The sequence below is a fragment of the Novosphingobium sp. SG754 genome (assembly GCF_013149315.1).
GTDB classification, from domain to species: Bacteria; Pseudomonadota; Alphaproteobacteria; order Sphingomonadales; family Sphingomonadaceae; genus Novosphingobium; species Novosphingobium capsulatum.
The window spans coordinates 83,702-100,512 of the sequence record NZ_JABGCC010000008.1 but is presented as its reverse complement, the minus strand read 5'-3'; the positions used below and the strand labels follow the sequence as shown (position 1 = coordinate 100,512).

Below are 16,811 nucleotides of genomic sequence, written 5' to 3'. Positions count from 1 at the left end.
CGGCGCGATTGCCACAGGGGGGCGGGGCGGTCAACCGTCTTGTTTGGCGCCTGCGGCAAGGTCGGGCAGGGTTTGCGGGGTGAGCACCTGGGGCAGTTTGGTGGGGGTTGCGGCACCTGGCGCGTACCACAGATAGAGCGGCACACCCGCCGCGCCCTGTGCCGTCAGGAACGTGGTGATCGCCGGGTCGGCCCGCGTCCAATCGCCCACGATCACTTGCACGCCGGCCTTGGCAAAGGCCTTGGCGGTGGTGTCGCGATTGATCGCGACGCTTTCGTTGACCTTGCACGACAGGCACCAGTCTGCGGTGAAATAGAGGAACACCGGCTTGCCGCTGGCGCGCGCGCGATCGAGCGCGGCCTGGCTGAACGGTTGCGTGCCGGGCAGGCCTTCGCTTTGTGCCGCAGGCTTTGCGGCAAGCCGCGGGGCGCCGAGCAGGGCCGCGGCGACAAGCGCGATCGCCATCGGGGCCAGCCAGGCGAGGACGGTGCGGCCCTGGCGGCGCTGCCGTTCGGCCATGACCAGCACGATAAGCAGCGCCACGGCCAGCGCCAGCGCCGCGCCCATGAGGCCAAGGCCGCCCTGGCGCCAGGCCAACCACAGCAATGCCGCCACCGTCAGCCCCATGGGCACGGCCATGGCGCGGCGGAAACGGTCCATCCACGGGCCGGGGCGTGGCAGGATGCGGCGCAGCGGCGGCACGAAGCCGATCAGCAGGAACGGCAGCGCCAGGCCCAGGCCCAGCGCGGCAAACACGGCCAGCCCCGCCACTGGCGGCAGAACCAGCGCCACGCCCATGGCGGCGGCCATGAACGGGCCCGTGCACGGCGTCGCCACGAAGGCCGCCAGCAGCCCGGTGCCAAAGGCGCCGCCCACCGTGCCGGCACTGGCGCCGCTGCGCGAAACGGACAGACCTGGCAGTTCATAGAGCCCGGCAAAGTTTGCCGTGATCGCCGTCGCCAGCAAGACCAGCAAGGCCACAACGCCAGGATTCTGCAACTGGAATGCCCAGCCCACCTGTGCCCCGCCGGCGCGCAAGGCCAGTAGGGCGGCGCCCAGCGCGAGGCATGCCAGGATCACCCCGGCGCTATAGGCCAGCCCTTCGGCCTGGGCATGCCGGCTGTTGCCACGGGCCAGCGCCATGGCCTTGAGGCTGAGGATCGGGAATACGCAGGGCATGATGTTGAGGATCAGGCCGCCGGCCAGCGCGCCCAGCATGGCCAGCACCAGCGTGCGCCAGGAAAACGGTGTCTGCGCGCTGCCCCCGATCGGCGTGCCGCCCTTGGGCACCGCGCCGGGCACGGCCGTGATCGCCAGCCCGCCAGCGCCGGGGCCCAGCGCCAGCACGCCAGAAATGCTTTGCGGATGCTCGGCCATGGCGCCCTTGGCCCGCGCCAGGGTGACGATCAGCCAATCGCCTTGCCGGGCAAAGGCCTGAGGCGCGGCATAATCGATCACGCCCTGGCCAGCGATGAAGTAGTGCGGATCGGCAATGCGCGCGGTGGCGGGGAAGGGGATGGCGAGCGCGAGGCCAGTGGGCGTTGCCTCGAACTTTCCCTGCTGGTCGAGCCGCGCCGGCAGGGCGGCGCGCCACGCGGCAAAGCGGGCGTCCTTGGGGCCATCGCCCACGGCGATCGTGCCCATCAGGCTGGCGCGTTCGGGCACGCAGATCTGGTTGGTGCAAGCGAGCCATTGCGCCTTGGCGCTGATCGGCAGGGTGCTGCCCGGCCGCGCATCGGCCGGCACCGTCACCGGCACCAGCACGGCATAGGCCTGTTCATAGACGTGGTTCATCAGCCCCTGCAGGATCAGGGTCTGCGGCACGGGAAACTGCAGGTCGCCGGCCTTGGTCCCGGTCGGCAGGCTCCAGTCGAGCGACAGCGGCAGGCCAGCGTCGCCCGGATTGGTCCAATAGCCGTGCCAACCCGCCTCTGGCTGCATCAGAACGGCCATGGTCACGGTCTGGCCCGGCTGGGCGGGCCCCTCCGCCAGGAGCGTGGCGCGGATATGCGGGGCGCCGCCGCTCTGGTCCTGGGCCTGGAGCGGCTGGGCGACGAGCAGGGCCATCGGCAAGAGCCACAAGACTGCAACAAATGCGCGCGAGAGCGGGGTCAGTTGCGCCAGGGCGCCCGTCATGCTCTTCCAGAATCGCTGCAACAGGGGCACACGCTCTCCGTTTCCGGCGCGAAAGATCAGTCTAACGCCCGCGCGATGTAAGGCACATGGTCGGCGTCGTCCAGAACGCCTCTTGGTGAATACCCCAAGGGCGGGATGGACAAGGCAGGCGGCATTCCGTTGAGGTAACTTCATGCGAAACAAACCGGTCCTGACTTCCGCCCTGATCACCCTTGCGGCAACCCTGGCGATGGCGCCCGCCACGTCCATCGCCGCGCCAGCCGCGCCGCAGCCTGTTGCCGCTGCGCCGGCACCCAGTTCCGCCGTCACCACGCCGCCGCGCCTGGTGATCGCGCTGGCGATGGACCAGTTCTCGGCCGATCTGTTTGCCGAATATCGTAGCCACTTCACCGGCGGCCTGGCGCGGCTGGCCAGCGGGGCGGTGTTCCCGGCCGGCTATCAAAGCCATGCCGCCACCGAAACCTGCCCGGGCCATTCCACCCTGCTCACCGGCAATCGCCCGGCCCACACCGGCATCATCGCCAACACCTGGATCGATCAATCCGCCGCGCGGGCCAAGAAAGAGGTCTATTGCGCCGAGGATGAAACCCGCGCTGCCGCCGATTCCAAGGATTATGTCGCCAGCGTCGGCCATCTTCTGGTGCCCACCCTGGGCGAGCGGATGAAGCAGCAGTGGCCGGCCGCGCGCAACGTGGCGGTTTCGGGCAAGGACCGTGCCGCCCTGATGATGGGCGGCCATGTGATTGACCAGGTGTGGTGGTGGAAGAACAACGGCTTCGTCACGCTCGATGGCCGGGCCGGCATTCCTGCCGCCGCGCAGGAAAATGCCACCGTGGCCAAGCTCCTCGCCAAGGGCGCCCCGGCGCTGCCGCTGCCGGCGTTCTGCGCGGCGCGCGAAGGCGCGGTGCAGGCTGGCAGCGCAACGGTCGGCACTGGGCATTTCGCCCTGGCGGCGGGTGATACCATGGCCTTCCGCGCCTCGCCCCGCCTCGATCAGGCGACGCTCGATCTCGCGCTCAAGCTGGTGGACGCGATGAAGCTGGGCAAGGGCCCGGCGCCCGACATGCTCGCCGTCAGCCTCTCGGCAACCGATTACGTGGGCCACGGCACCGGCACGCAAGGGCCGGAAATGTGCATCCAACTGGCCACTGTCGACCAGGCGCTGGGCGCGTTCTTTGCCGCACTCGATGCACGCGGCATCGATTATGGCGTGGTGCTCTCGGCCGACCATGGCGGCTTTGACCTGCCCGAGCGGCAGAACCGCGAGGCGATGCCCCAAGTGGCCCGCGAAGAAATGGCGCTTTCGCCCAAGGCCTTGAGCGAAAAGGTGGCGGCCAAGCTCGGCCTGCCGGCCAAGGGCCTGATCCTGGGCGATGGCACCGCCGGCGATTTCTGGGTCGATGCCGCGCTGCCCGATGCGGAAAAGACCACCGTGGTGGAAACTGCCCGTGCCATCCTGCTGGCCCACCCGCAGGTCGCCGCCGTGTTCACCGCCCCCGAAATCGCCGCCACGCCGATGCCATCGGGCTCGCCCGAAACCTGGAGCCTGATTCAGCGCGCCCGCGCCTCGTTCTATGGCCCGCGCTCGGGCGATTTCGTGGTGATGCTCAAGCGCGGTGTCATGGCGCTGCCGCAACCGGGGCCGGGCTATGTCGCCACCCATGGTTCGCCGTGGGATTATGACCGCCGCGTGCCGATCCTGTTCTGGCGCAAGGGCATGACTGGCTTTGAACAGCCTTCGCCCGTTGAAACAGTGGACATTGCCCCCACCCTTTCGGCATGGATCAATTTGCCGGCGCCGCAAGGCGCCTATGACGGTCGCTGCCTTGATCTCGATCCGGGGCCGGGCAGTACCTGTGGAGTGAAGTGATGAACGACGTGGCGGCAGAGCAGGCCCTTTCGGGCGACGTGGTGATCCTGGGCGGCGGCCTTGTCGGCATGACGCTGGCGATCGGCCTCGCCAAGCAGGGCCTGTCCAGCCTGGTGGTCGATTCCTCCGATCCGGCGGCGCAAACCGCCGCCGGGTTCGACGGGCGCGCCTCGGCCATCTCTACCGCCAGCTGGAACCTCTATACCAACCTCGGCATGGCCGACGCGCTGGCTCCCAAGGGCTGCCCGATCGATGCCATCGCCGTGACCGACAGCATGAAGCCCGGCCGCATCGATTTCCGCCCCGGCGCGGAAGAGGGCTCGCTGGGCCGCATGTATGCCAACCGCGATCTGCGCATGGCGATGTACGATGCTGCCGCGCGGGAAAGCCTGATCACGTTCCTGCCCAATGCCCAGGTTGCCACGCGCGAACGCGGCGATCATGGCGTGGCCGTTACCCTCGCCGATGGCCGCCTGCTCAAGGGCAGCCTGCTGGTCGCCGCCGAAGGGCGCCGCAGCCCCACGCGCGATGAAGCAGGCTTTACCCCGGCACGCTGGGACTATGGCCATCGCGCCATCATCGCCGGGCTGACCCACGAACGCAGCCACGAGAACACTGCCTGGGAAATCTTCTATCCCGCCGGCCCCTTTGCCCTGCTGCCGCTGTTGGACGAAGCCGATGGCACGCACCGCAGCGCGCTGGTGTGGACCGTGGCGGAAAAGGACGCGGCCGGGGTTCTCGCCCTGGGCGAAGCTGCCTTCCTGGCCGAGGTGGACAAGCGCATGGGCGGCGTGTTCGGCAAGATCGCGCTCAACGGCCCGCGCTCGTCCTATCCGCTCAATTTCCACCACACCGCCAAAATCGTCGATCATCGCCTCGCGCTGGTGGGCGATGCCGCGCACGGCATGCATCCGATCGCCGGCCAGGGCCTCAACGTGGGGCTGCGCGATGTTGCCGCGCTGGTAGAGGTCTTGGCCGACGGTGCGCGGCTGGGTCTGGAGCCGGGCGACGCGCAGTTGCTCGCACGCTATGAACGCTGGCGCGCCGCCGATACCTTCATGGTTGCGGCTGCCACGGACGTGCTCACCCGCCTGTTCGGCCTGCGCGGGCGCCTGCCCAGCATGGTACGCCGCTTCGGTATGGCCGGCGTGCAGCGCCTGCCCACGCTCAAGCGCTGGTTCATGGATGAGGCGCGCGGCATGAGTGGCAAGCTGCCAGACCTGCTCAAGGCCTGAGCCACAGCGGCCTGTTCAGCCCGCCCTGGCTGCGCGTCGGGGCGGGCTTGCCCTATCATCGGTGCGCGGTTCGGTCCAAGCGGCTCCAATTCTGATATATTCCTTAAGCGCGGCCCCTTATCCGGCGCTTAAGATTCGCCCTATAAAGCGCTCCGTCATGACCCAGCGCGCGCTCAAAACCATCCTCCTCGTGTTCGGCACCCGGCCCGAGGCCATCAAGATGTTTCCCGTGGTGCACGCCCTGCGCGCCGATCCGCGCTTTCGCGTGGTCACCTGCGTCACCGCGCAGCATCGCGGCATGCTGGACCAGGTGCTGGCGATTGCCGGCATCACCCCCGATCACGATCTCGATCTGATGCGCCCCAACCAGACGCTCGACGGGCTCACCGCCGCGCTATTGACCGAAATCGGCAAGGTAATGGACGCGGAAAAGCCCGATTGGGTCGTGGTTCAGGGCGATACGGCCACGGCTATGGCGGGGGCCCTGGCGGCCTATTATCGCAAGATCGCGGTGGCCCATGTCGAGGCTGGCCTGCGCAGTCACAATATCTATCACCCCTGGCCCGAAGAGGTGAACCGCAAGATCATCGGCACCATCGCCGCGCTGCATTTTGCGCCCACGCCCACGGCCGCCGACGCGCTGCGCGCCGAAAATGTCGACTCCGCCACGATCCACGTCACCGGCAACACCGTGATCGATGCGCTGCACTGGGTCACCGCCAGGATCGCGGCAGAGCCGGAACTGGCCGGCGGCCTCGCTGCCCTCGAAAGCCGCTTTGCCGGCAAGCGCCTGATCGGCGTGACCAGCCACCGCCGCGAAAACTTCGGCGGCGGGCTCGAGGCAATTGCCCAGGCGATCCGCACCCTGGCGGCCCGGCCCGACGTTGCCCTGATTTTTCCCGTGCACCCCAACCCCAACGTGCGCGCGGTGATGGATGCAGCGCTCGCCGGCTTGCCCAATGTCGCCCTTATCGAGCCGCTCGATTATCCCCATTTCGCCCGCCTCCTGGCGATCAGCGAGATCATGCTGACCGACAGCGGCGGCGTGCAGGAAGAAGCCCCGGCGCTGGGCAAGCCCGTGCTGGTGATGCGCGAAACCACCGAGCGGCCCGAAGGCGTCGCTGCTGGCACTGCCCGCCTGGTGGGCATCGATGCTGCGCGCATCGTGGCCGAGGCCAGCGCCCTACTCGACGATCCCGCCGCCTACGCCGCGATGGCCCGCGCCCACAGCCCCTTTGGCGACGGCCACGCCGCCGTGCGCATTACGGCGTTGCTGGCGGGGTCGGGGCCGCCAAAGATATAGTGTTGGTCGCAACGCTCGCGGGCTGTGATGTTTAATATCTACCCCTATTTCCGCCGCTTGCGCCACAGCAGCACGCCGGCCGCCGGCACGGCCAGGGCGGCAGCGGCCAGCGCGGCAACCTTGGCGGCGGCCAGGGCAATTCCCGAAAGTAGGAACAGCACGATTTCCAGTGTGGCTTTCAACATGGGCGGGGCAAGCGATGCTGCATCCCGTGGCAACGGGGGAAGGGCGCAGACTGTGCCCAACAAACCTGAAACTGCCACGCGAACATCAAAAACCCCGCCTCCTTCCGGCTGGGGATACCGGAAAAAGGCGGGGCGGTAAGCTTGAAAGCGGCAGGTAAAGGGGATGGTGCCGCTTTCTTGCCAACCTTGTCAGGCCATCAGGTCGAAACGATCGGCGTCCATCACCTTGGCCCAGGCCGCCACAAACGCGTCAACGAACGGCTTTTCCGCATCATCCGTGGCATAGGCTTCGGCCAGGGCGCGCAGTTCTGAGTTGGCCCCAAAGATCAGGTCCACCCGCGTGGCGCTATGCCGGGGTTCGCCGGTCTTGCGGTCGAACGCAGTGAACACGCCATCCCCGGTTTCCTGCCAGCGCATGGCCGTGGTGGCCGCCAGCAGGTTGCGGAAGAAGTCATTGGTCAGCAGCCCCACGCGATCGGTGAACTGGCCCAGCTTGCTGCCGCCATGGTTGGCGCCCAGCACGCGCAGCCCGCCGACCAGGACGGTCATCTCGGGCGCGGTCAGGCCCAGCAGTTGCGCGCGATCTACCAGCAGTTCTTCCTGGCTGCGACGATGCTTGCCTGCGGCATAGTTGCGAAAGCCGTCATGCCGGGGTTCCAGCACGGCAAAGCTGGCCGCATCGGTCTGGGCATCGCTGGCATCGGTGCGGCCCGGGGTGAACGGCACCACGACATAGTGCCCCGCCGCCCGCGCCGCCGCTTCCACGCCGGCATTGCCGGCCAGCACGATCAGATCTGACAGGCTCACCTTGCGGCCATCGCGGGCTTCGCCATCGAACGATGCCTTGATCGTGCGCAGCACGTCGAGCACGCGGGCGAGGTCAGCCGGCTCGTTCGCTGCCCAATCCTTTTGCGGTGCCAGGGCGATGCGCGCGCCATTGGCGCCGCCGCGCTTGTCGGACTGGCGGAAGGTGGAGGCGCTGGCCCACGCCGTCTTGACCAGGTCCGTCACCGAGAGACCGCTGTTGAGCACCCGTGCCTTGAGCGTGTCGATATCGGCTGCCGTCACCAGGGGATGATCCACCGCCGGCACCGGGTCCATCCAGATGCGCGGTGCTTCCGGCACGTCCTTGCCCAGATAGCGCGCCTGTGGCCCCATGTCGCGATGGGTCAGCTTGAACCACGCCTCGGTAAAGGCGCGGGCAAACTTGTCCGGGTTGGCGTGGAAGTCCCTGGAAATGGCGAGGTAGGCCGGATCGGTGATCAACGCGATATCGCTGGTGAACATCATCGGCTGGTGCCGGCGCGTGGCATCATGCGCATCCGGCACCGTGCCCGCGCCAGCGTCGCCCTTGGGCTTCCACTGGTGTGCGCCCGCCGGGCTGACGGTCAATTCCCAGTCATAGCCGAACAGCGCATCGAAATAGCCGTTGTCCCAGGCGATCGGATTGGTCGTCCAGGCGCCTTCAAGGCCGCTGGTGATCGCATCCACGCCCGCGCCGCTGCCGTGCGTGCTGATCCAGCCCAGCCCCTGGGCCAGAATATCCGCGCCTTCCGGGGCGGCGCCGATCGCGGCCGCGTCACCTGCGCCATGGGCCTTGCCAAAGGTGTGGCCGCCGGCGATCAGCGCCACGGTTTCCTCGTCGTTCATCGCCATGCGGGCAAAGGTTTCGCGAATGTCGCGCGCCGAACCGAGCGGATCGGGTTCGCCATCGGGGCCTTCCGGGTTCACATAGATCAGGCCCATCTGGACGGCGGCCAGCGGCTCTTCCAGTTCGCGATCGCCGCTATAGCGGGCATCGGCCAGCCACTGGCTTTCCGAACCCCAATAGATATCGGCCTCGCTTTCCCACACGTCTTCACGGCCACCGCCAAAGCCGACCGTGGGCAGGCCCATCGCTTCGAGCGCGCAATTGCCGGCCAGCACCATCAGGTCGGCCCAGCTCAGGCTGGCGCCATACTTCTGCTTCACCGGCCACAGCAGCAGGCGCGCCTTGTCGAGATTGACGTTGTCGGGCCAGGAATTGAGCGGGGCAAAGCGCTGCGTGCCCGAAGACGCGCCACCGCGCCCGTCAAACGTGCGATAGGTGCCCGCACTGTGCCAAGCCATGCGGATGAACAGCGGGCCATAGTGGCCATAATCGGCCGGCCACCACTCTTGCGACGTGGTCATCAGCGCGGCGATATCGGCCTTTACCGCATCGAGGTCGAGCCGGCCAAACGCCGCGCGATAGTCATGCCCATGGGGCATCGGATCGCTCAGGCGCGAGTGCTGGCGCAAGATGCCCAGGTCCAGCCGGTTGGGCCACCAGGTCTGGTTGGTCTGGCTCTGCGCGATCGCTGCGGCGCTGGCGCCTTCATGGAACGGGCACTTCGAGGGGGCGGACATGGCTTGGCTCTCCGTCAGGGGGAAATTCGTTGTCCGCAGCCATAACGAGCATGTTTTGATCGTCTAAATGGATTAAAGCGCCCAGAGTAAGTTGAAATGACGATTTATGGTTCCGCTTCCCCCTTGCCCGGCCGGTTCCGGCACCGTAAAGCGCGGGCACTTTCTTCATCGCAGACGGGGCGATTTTTCACACATGACGGCCACTCCCAAGACTTCCGCGCTAATGGCGCGCGGCGCTGCCTTTCTGGGCACCGAGCACGCGATCCTGTGCGGTGCGATGAGCTGGGTTTCGGAACGGAACCTGGTGGCCGCGATCAGCAATGCCGGCGGTTTTGGCGTGATAGCCTGCGGCGCGATGACGCCTGATCTGCTCGATGCCGAAATCACCGGCACCAAGGCGCTTACGGCCAAGCCGTTCGGCGTGAACCTGATCACCATGCACCCCCTGCTATTCGATCTGATCGCGGTGTGTGCAAAGCACGGCGTGGGCCATGTCGTGCTGGCCGGCGGCATCCCGCCCAAGGGCAGTGTCGAGGCGATCAAGGCGTTCGGCGCCAAGGTCATCGTCTTTGCCCCCACGATTGCGCTCGCCAAGAAGCTGTTCCGTTCGGGCGCCGATGCGCTGGTGATCGAGGGCAGCGAAGCAGGCGGCCATATCGGCCCGGTGTCCACCTCGGTGCTGGCGCAGGAATTCCTGCCCGCCCTGGCTGCCGATCACCTCGTCTTCGTGGCGGGCGGCATCGGCCGTGGCGAGGCGATTGCCTCCTACCTCGAAATGGGTGCGGCCGGCGTGCAATTGGGCACCCGCTTTGCCTGTGCCAGCGAATCGATCGCTCATCCCGCGTTCAAGGCGGCGTTCTTCCGCGGCAACGCGCGCGATGCGGTGGCCTCGGTCCAGGTCGATCCGCGCCTGCCGGTCATTCCGGTGCGCGCGCTCAAGAACAAGGGCACCGAGGAATTCACCGCCAAGCAGATCGAAGTGGCGCACAAGCTGGACGCCGGCGAACTCGACATGGCCGCCGCGCAGCTTGAAATCGAACATTTCTGGGCCGGCGCGCTGCGCCGCGCGGTAATCGATGGCGATGTGGAACGCGGCTCGGTCATGGCCGGCCAGTCGGTGGGCATGGTCACCAAGGAAGAGCCGGTGGCCACGATCATGGCCCAGCTGCTGGAAGAAAGCGAAGCTGCGCTGATGCGTCGCGGCTGAGGGCAGATGGCTGGGGCCGGGGGGATTTCATGACGCATCGCGCTTCGCTGAGCTTTGTCTTTGCCATCGTGCTGATCGATATGCTTGGCTTTGGCATCGTCATTCCGGTGTTTCCCGGGCTGATCATGCACTTGGCCCGCGTGTCGATAACCCAGGCGGCCGAATATGCTGGCTGGCTGGGCGCGGGCTATGCGGTAATGCAGTTCGTGTTCGCCCCGGTGATCGGCAACCTGTCCGATCGCTTTGGCCGGCGGCCGGTGCTGCTGGCGGCGGTCTTTGCCCTGGGCCTCGACTATCTGCTCCAGGCCTTTGCTCCGGCGATGAGCTGGCTGGTGGCCGGGCGCATCATTGCCGGCATCACCGGTGCCAGCTTCTCGGCCGCCTATGCCTATATCGCCGATGTCACCCCGCCGGAAAAGCGCGCGGCCAGCTTTGGCCTGATGGGCATGGCCTTTGGCATCGGCTTCGTTGCCGGGCCGGCGCTGGGCGGGTTGCTCGGCACGCTGGGGCCACGCGTGCCGTTCATGGCGGCGGCCGGGCTCAGCTTTGCCAATTTCCTGTTCGGGCTGTTCACCTTGCGGGAATCGCTCGACGCCGATCATCGCCGGCCATTCGACTGGCGCCGTGCCAATGCCCTTTCCAGCCTGCGCGCGCTGAAAGGGCAAAGCGCGCAAGTGCTGTGGTTCGTGGCGGCGCTGGGCGCATGGCAACTGGCAAACGTGGTCTATCCTGCGATCTGGACCTACATGGCGATTGCTGCCTATGGGTTTTCGACAAAGGCGGTTGGCCTCGCTCTCGCCGTCGTCGGATTGAGCGCCGCGCTGTTCCAGGGGCTGGGCATGCGCTATCTCTTGCCCCGGCTGGGGGAGCGGCGCGCGGTGATCATGGGCGTGGCCTCGCTCGCCACTTCTGCAGTGCTCTATTGCCTCGCGCACCAGGTCTGGCAGGTTTATCTCGCCATTGCGGTCGGCGCGTTCCAAGGCGCGGTGCAGCCTTCGATCTCGGCCATGAACAGCCGCGCGGTCGATGCGCGCAGCCAGGGCGAACTGCAAGGCGCGGTGCAGTCGATCGGCTCGATCGCCCAGATCATCGGCCCGCCGCTCTATGCGCAGACCCTGGCACGGTTCAGCGGCCCGGGCGCGCTGATCGATCTGCCCACCATGCCGATGCTGGTCGCCTCGGTCATCGCGCTGGCGGCGTTGGTGCTGTTCCTGAAAGGCGCCCGGCGTACCGCCTAAGGGCCGTTGCGACGGGCGGTCTAAGCGTCAGCTTTCCAGCTCGACGTCCCAGTAGAGCCAATCCCGCCAGCTTTCGTGCAAATGCCCAGGCGGAAAGGCGCGGCCCTTTTCCTGCAATTGCCATGTCGTGGGCCGGATCGGTTCTTCCATCAAGCGCATGTGCGCCTGGGCCGGGGTGCGGCCGCCCTTGGTCATGTTGCAGGGTGCGCAGGCGGTGGTGACGTTTTCCCAGGTGGTGCGCCCGCCCAGCCGGCGCGGGATCACGTGGTCGAACGTGAGATTTTCCCCGCTACCGCAATACTGGCACACGAAGCGATCGCGCAGGAACAGGTTGAAGCGGGTGAAGGCGGGAAACTCGCTGGGCTTCACATATTGCCGCAGCGCGATCACCGAGGGAATCTTCATGTCCAGCGACGGGCTGTGCACCGCGCGGTCATAGGTGGCGATGATATCCACCCGTTCCAGGAACACCGCCTTGATCGCGGTTTGCCACGGCCACAGGCTGAGCGGGTAATAGCTGAGCGGCGTGTAATCTGCGTTGAGCACCAGCGCCGGGCAATTGTCGAGATGACGGTTGGATGCCAGCAAACGCGGCGTCGCGGCGCTATCGCCGCTATGGGGCCTGGCCGCAGCCGCCCGCTCGATCAGCGCCTGGTGAAGCATGCTCCGCTCGCGCTCCTGTGCCAAATCGGCTTCCGCCTCGCTCGGGGCGAGGCATGAAGGACAGGCATGACCGCTTCATGACGCATGGGCATAACGAACACCTTTGTGCTGTTCCGGTCAAGGCCCGGCTGCCGCACCAAAAGGGCAGCCGGACTTTATCCACAGCTTGTCAACACCCCGCCGATCACCGTGCGTAGGCGTTCACAAGGTCATAGAGATAGGCGCGTCCGGTCAGCAGCGACTTGACCTCGATCCGCTCGTTCAGGCCATGCACGCCATTGCCATCGGGGTTGCCCCAGGGGCCAGGCACGCCATAGGTCGGGATGCCCACGGCCTCCAGGAAGATGCCGTCGGTGGCCCCGGTGGACATGTCGGGCACCACCGGCACGGCGGGGAAATACTGCGCGGAAAGCTTTTCCATCGGGCCGATGATCTTGGGATCTAGCGCGGGCGCCTTGGCCAGCGGACGCTGGGGCGGCACCAGGCTCACCGTCACGCCAAGATCGGCTACGACCTTTTGCAGCGCGGTCTGGATTTCTTCTACCGAATGGCCGGGGAAGATGCGGCAGTTCACGTTGGCCCCGGCGCGCTGGGGCAGGGCATTGTTGGCGTGGCCGCCATCGAGCAGCGTGGCCACACAGGTGGTGCGCAGCTTGGAATGATAGGTGCGGTCGGTGTTCACCAGCTTTTCCGCCTCGGCAAAGGCTGGGCTGCCGATCGGGTTGCTGGCCAAGACCTGCATCGCCTTGCCCATGGCATCGCCGCGCGCCGCCCCGGCCTTGGCAAAGAAGGCGCGGGTGGTGTCGCTCATCTCGGTGGGAAATTCATGGTCGCGCAGCCGGGCGAGCGCATCGGCCAGCTCGTAAATGGCGTTCTCGCGCACAGGGATAGAGCTGTGGCCGCCAGGATTGCGGGTTTCCAGGCGATAGTTCTGCACCGCCTTTTCGCCCACCTGGATCGATTGGTTGACCAGCTTGCCGCCTTCCGACAGGCCCTTGCCATCGGTATCGCCGCCGCCGCCCTCGTTAAGGGCAAACTCGGCATCGATCAGGTCGCGCTTGTTCTGCGCCAGCCACTGCGCACCGTTGAACGCCCAGGTGGTTTCCTCGCCGCAGGTCAGCGCCATCTTGACCGTGCGCTTGAGCGGTTTGCCCGCCTTGAGGCGCACCATCGTATCGACCCAGATCGCCGCCATCGATTTGTCGTCGGCGGTGCCGCGGCCATAGAAATAGCCACCTTCCTCGATCAGGGTGAAAGGATCACGCTCCCAATCGGCGCGCTTGGCCTCCACCACGTCGAGATGGGCGAGCAGCAGGATCGGTTTGGCGGTTTTCAACGTGCCCGGCAGCACAGCAACCAGCCCGCCATCCTTGGGATGTTCGGGCGTGGAAAACAGCGTGAGCTGGCTGTCGGCATAACCAGCCGCTTTCAGGTGCGCGGCCATGCGCTCGGCCGCCAGGGTGCATGATCCGCTGCTGACCGTGGTATTGGTTTCGACCAGTTCCTTGTAGATGCCACGAAATTGCGCCTCCCCGGCGTCTGGCGCGGTGGGCGCGGCCTGGGCCGCAGTGGCGGTGGCCATCGCTGCCAGGGCGATGGTCGAGATGGCGCTGCGCGTGATCAAAGGATTGCCCCCTTTTCCTGTTCGTTGCGCGCACCATGCCGCATGGCGCCGCGCATGCAAGAGACTTGGCGCAGCCCGCCTTGGGCCTGTGTAAAACAGGGCCAATTCGCTTGGGTTTTGCGGGTAAAGTGCCTATGTGCAAAACTATGGCCAGCACCAACGAAAATACCCCGAACACCAACTCCTACGGCGCCGACTCGATCAAGGTCCTCAAGGGCCTGGATGCGGTTCGCAAGCGTCCCGGCATGTACATCGGCGATACCGACGATGGCTCGGGCCTGCATCACATGGTCTTCGAAGTGTCGGACAACGCCATCGACGAGGCATTGGCCGGTCATTGCGATCTTGTCCTGATCGAGCTGAACCCCGATGGTTCGGTCTCGGTCGAGGATAACGGACGCGGCATTCCCACCGGCATCCATGCCGAGGAAGGCGTTTCCGCCGCCGAAGTGATCATGACCCAGCTCCATGCGGGCGGGAAGTTCGAGAACACGTCTGACGACAACGCCTACAAGGTTTCGGGCGGCCTGCACGGCGTGGGCGTCTCGGTGGTCAATGCCCTGTCGGAATGGCTGGAGCTGACGATCTGGCGCGAAGGCCAGGAACACTGGATGAAGTTTGCCCATGGCGATGCCGTGGCGCCGCTCAAGGTTACCGGCCCGGCGCCGATGGCGGACAACGGCAAGCCCAAGAAGGGCACGCGCGTGACCTTTTCGGCCAGCCACGACACGTTCAAGAACGTGACCGAGTTCGATTTCGACAAGCTCGAGCACCGCTATCGCGAGCTTGCCTTCCTCAATTCGGGCGTGCGCATCCTGCTGCGTGACAAGCGCCATGAAGAGGTCAAGGAACACGATCTCTATTACGAGGGCGGCATTGCGGCCTTCGTGAAATACCTCGATCGCAACAAGCAGGCGCTGATCCCCGAACCGATCGCGATTTCGGCGATGCGCGACGGCATCGGCATCGACGTGTCGCTGGAATGGAACGACAGCTATTACGAAAACGTGCTGTGCTTCACCAACAACATCCCGCAGCGCGATGGCGGTACCCACCTGGCCGCGTTCCGCGCCGCGCTGACCCGCACGCTCAACGGCTATGCCGATCGCTCGGGCCTGCTCAAGAAGGAAAAGGTTTCGCTGTCGGGTGACGACATGCGCGAAGGGCTGACCGCGATCGTCTCGGTCAAGCTGCCCGATCCGAAGTTTTCCAGCCAGACCAAGGACAAGCTGGTCTCCTCCGAAGTGCGCCAGCCGCTTGAAAGCCTGATGGCCGACAAGATGAGCGAATGGCTGGAGGAAAACCCGGCCCACGCCAAGGCCGTGATCCTCAAGGTAATCGATGCGGCCGCCGCGCGTGAGGCCGCGCGCCGTGCCCGCGAACTGACCCGCCGCAAGGGCGCGATGGACATCGCCAGCCTGCCCGGCAAGCTTGCCGATTGCCAGGAGCGCGACGCCAGCAAGTGCGAACTGTTCCTGGTCGAAGGGGACTCGGCCGGTGGCAGCGCCAAGCAGGGCCGTGACCGCAAGACGCAGGCGATCCTGCCCTTGCGCGGCAAGATCCTCAACGTGGAGCGCGCGCGGTTCGACCGCATCATTTCCTCGCGCGAAGTGGGCACGCTGATCCAGGCGATGGGCACCGGCATCCGCGATGAATTCAACCTGGAAAAGCTGCGCTATCACAAGATCGTGATCATGACCGACGCCGACGTCGACGGCGCGCACATCCGCACGCTGCTGCTCACCTTCTTCCACCGCCAGATGCCCGACATCATCCGGGCCGGGCACCTCTTCATCGCCCAGCCGCCGCTCTACAAGGTCGCCAAGGGGCGCAGCGAAGTCTATCTCAAGGACAACGCCGCGCTCGATCGCTACCTGGTCGAGGCCGGCACGACGGGCCGCATCCTGGAAACCCAGGGTGGCGCGCGCGGCAGCCAGGAACTGGCCGAACTGGTCGACCATGCGCTGCGCCTGCGCAACCTGATGGCCTTCGTGCCGCGCCGCTACAACCCGGATATCGTGGAAGCGCTGGCGCTGGCCGGTGCGCTCGATCCCGATCTCTCGGCCGATGCCCGCATCGCCGCGCTTGCCAATGCCGCAAGCTGGCTGGATCGTGGCGATCCCGAGGCGCAGTGGGCGGCGCAGATGAGCGAAGACGGCGGCTATCACATCCAGCGCGCCTGGCGCGGGGTGACCGACCATCACATGATCGAGGCCGGCTTCCTGACCAGCGCCGAAGCGCGCAAGCTGGCCCGCCTCGCGGCCGAACACGCCGATGTCTATGCCGGTGTTGCCCGCCTGGTGCGCGCTGGCGCCGCGCCGGCCGAGCCGGAAAGCACGGGCGCCACCGATGGCGAGGAAGTCCCCGCCGCCGCGGCCCGGGCCGACAGCAAGGACGCCGGCATTACCCGGCCTTCGCAACTGCTCGAAGCGGTCATGGCCAATGGCCGCAAGGGCCTGTCGATCCAGCGCTACAAGGGCCTGGGTGAAATGAACGCCGAACAGCTGTGGGAAACCACGCTCGATCCGGAAGTCCGTTCGCTGCTCCAGGTCAAGGTGGAAGACGCCGACGTGACCGACGAGATCTTTACCCGCCTGATGGGCGACGTGGTCGAGCCGCGCCGCGATTTCATTCAGGAAAACGCCCTCAACGTGGCCAATCTGGACGTTTGATCGGCATGAGCACTGCAACCATCCCCTGGGACCAGGCCGCCACGATGATCGATCTGGAAGGCCGCACGCCGATCATCGGCACGATCCGCGAATGTGCGCTGCACTTCTCGCTCTACAAGCCGCACGCCCGTGACAACGCCCGTGTGCTGCTGACCGTGCCGATCCACCGCGAAGGCCGCAAGACCCGCACCTGGCTGCTCGATCCACCGGAAATCGCCGAGTTGGCCGAACGCCTGGCACGCGAGACGCAGTAACCCGGCCCAATATGCCGGCAACCCCCTGTCCCGCCC

At 66.4% G+C, this 16,811-nt stretch carries 12 protein-coding genes; 7 read left to right on the top strand and 5 right to left on the bottom strand.

Annotated elements, in window-relative coordinates; genetic code table 11:
- Positions 1-30: 30 nt before the first annotated feature.
- A complete protein-coding gene (locus FHW97_RS18170; protein ID WP_171799394.1) occupies positions 31-2,136 on the bottom strand; it encodes a protein-disulfide reductase DsbD domain-containing protein in 2,106 nt (701 codons plus the stop codon).
- 172 nt (positions 2,137-2,308) lie between these two features.
- Here FHW97_RS18170 and FHW97_RS18165 point away from each other — a divergent pair, with 172 nt between their 5' ends.
- The 3 genes from FHW97_RS18165 to wecB all read left to right on the top strand — a co-directional run bounded on the left by FHW97_RS18165 (position 2,309) and on the right by wecB (position 6,544).
- On the top strand, positions 2,309-4,006 hold the full coding sequence (locus FHW97_RS18165; RefSeq protein WP_253941865.1) for an alkaline phosphatase family protein: 1,698 nt from the start codon (positions 2,309-2,311) through the stop codon (positions 4,004-4,006).
- The gene (locus FHW97_RS18160; RefSeq protein ID WP_054132327.1) at positions 4,006-5,241 is read left to right on the top strand and encodes a UbiH/UbiF/VisC/COQ6 family ubiquinone biosynthesis hydroxylase; all 1,236 of its coding nucleotides are present in this window, start codon (positions 4,006-4,008) and stop codon (positions 5,239-5,241) included. Before FHW97_RS18165 ends, FHW97_RS18160 begins: the two co-directional genes overlap by 1 nt.
- Positions 5,242-5,398: 157 nt before the next feature.
- Positions 5,399-6,544 carry a non-hydrolyzing UDP-N-acetylglucosamine 2-epimerase gene (gene wecB / locus FHW97_RS18155; RefSeq protein ID WP_054132328.1) on the top strand — a complete coding sequence of 382 codons (1,146 nt, stop codon included), beginning with the start codon at positions 5,399-5,401 and terminating at the stop codon, positions 6,542-6,544.
- 44 nt (positions 6,545-6,588) lie between these two features.
- On the opposite strand, the gene FHW97_RS18150 is transcribed toward wecB, so the two are convergent.
- Together FHW97_RS18150 and katG are read right to left on the bottom strand one after the other, a co-directional pair.
- Positions 6,589-6,729, bottom strand: coding sequence for a hypothetical protein (locus FHW97_RS18150; protein ID WP_156306658.1), 141 nt, complete (start codon positions 6,727-6,729; stop codon positions 6,589-6,591).
- Positions 6,730-6,918: 189 nt separating this feature from the next.
- Positions 6,919-9,117 carry a catalase/peroxidase HPI gene (gene katG, locus FHW97_RS18145; protein WP_171799393.1) on the bottom strand — a complete coding sequence of 733 codons (2,199 nt, stop codon included), beginning with the start codon at positions 9,115-9,117 and terminating at the stop codon, positions 6,919-6,921.
- Between the two features lie 193 nt (positions 9,118-9,310).
- Here katG and FHW97_RS18140 point away from each other — a divergent pair, with 193 nt between their 5' ends.
- Together FHW97_RS18140 and FHW97_RS18135 are read left to right on the top strand one after the other, a co-directional pair.
- Positions 9,311-10,324 carry a nitronate monooxygenase family protein gene (locus FHW97_RS18140; RefSeq protein WP_168353207.1) on the top strand — a complete coding sequence of 338 codons (1,014 nt, stop codon included), beginning with the start codon at positions 9,311-9,313 and terminating at the stop codon, positions 10,322-10,324.
- Positions 10,325-10,353: 29 nt separating this feature from the next.
- A complete protein-coding gene (locus FHW97_RS18135) occupies positions 10,354-11,562 on the top strand; it encodes an MFS transporter (RefSeq protein WP_168353208.1) in 1,209 nt (402 codons plus the stop codon).
- A gap of 27 nt (positions 11,563-11,589) precedes the next feature.
- On the opposite strand, the gene FHW97_RS18130 is transcribed toward FHW97_RS18135, so the two are convergent.
- Both FHW97_RS18130 and FHW97_RS18125 read right to left on the bottom strand, forming a co-directional pair.
- Entirely contained in the window at positions 11,590-12,225 is a 636-nt protein-coding gene (locus tag FHW97_RS18130) for an HNH endonuclease (protein ID WP_022677941.1), read from the bottom strand.
- Between the two features lie 184 nt (positions 12,226-12,409).
- Positions 12,410-13,846, bottom strand: a complete 1,437-nt coding sequence (locus tag FHW97_RS18125) for a M20/M25/M40 family metallo-hydrolase (protein WP_168353225.1) — start codon at positions 13,844-13,846, stop codon at positions 12,410-12,412.
- A 149-nt stretch (positions 13,847-13,995) separates the two neighbouring features.
- Here FHW97_RS18125 and gyrB point away from each other — a divergent pair, with 149 nt between their 5' ends.
- Positions 13,996-16,521 (top strand): DNA topoisomerase (ATP-hydrolyzing) subunit B, encoded by a 2,526-nt coding sequence (gene gyrB / locus FHW97_RS18120; RefSeq protein WP_054132332.1) that lies wholly within the window; start codon positions 13,996-13,998, stop codon positions 16,519-16,521.
- A gap of 5 nt (positions 16,522-16,526) precedes the next feature.
- Entirely contained in the window at positions 16,527-16,775 is a 249-nt protein-coding gene (locus tag FHW97_RS18115) for a hypothetical protein (RefSeq protein ID WP_054132350.1), read from the top strand.
- The last annotated feature ends 36 nt before the right edge of the window (positions 16,776-16,811 follow it).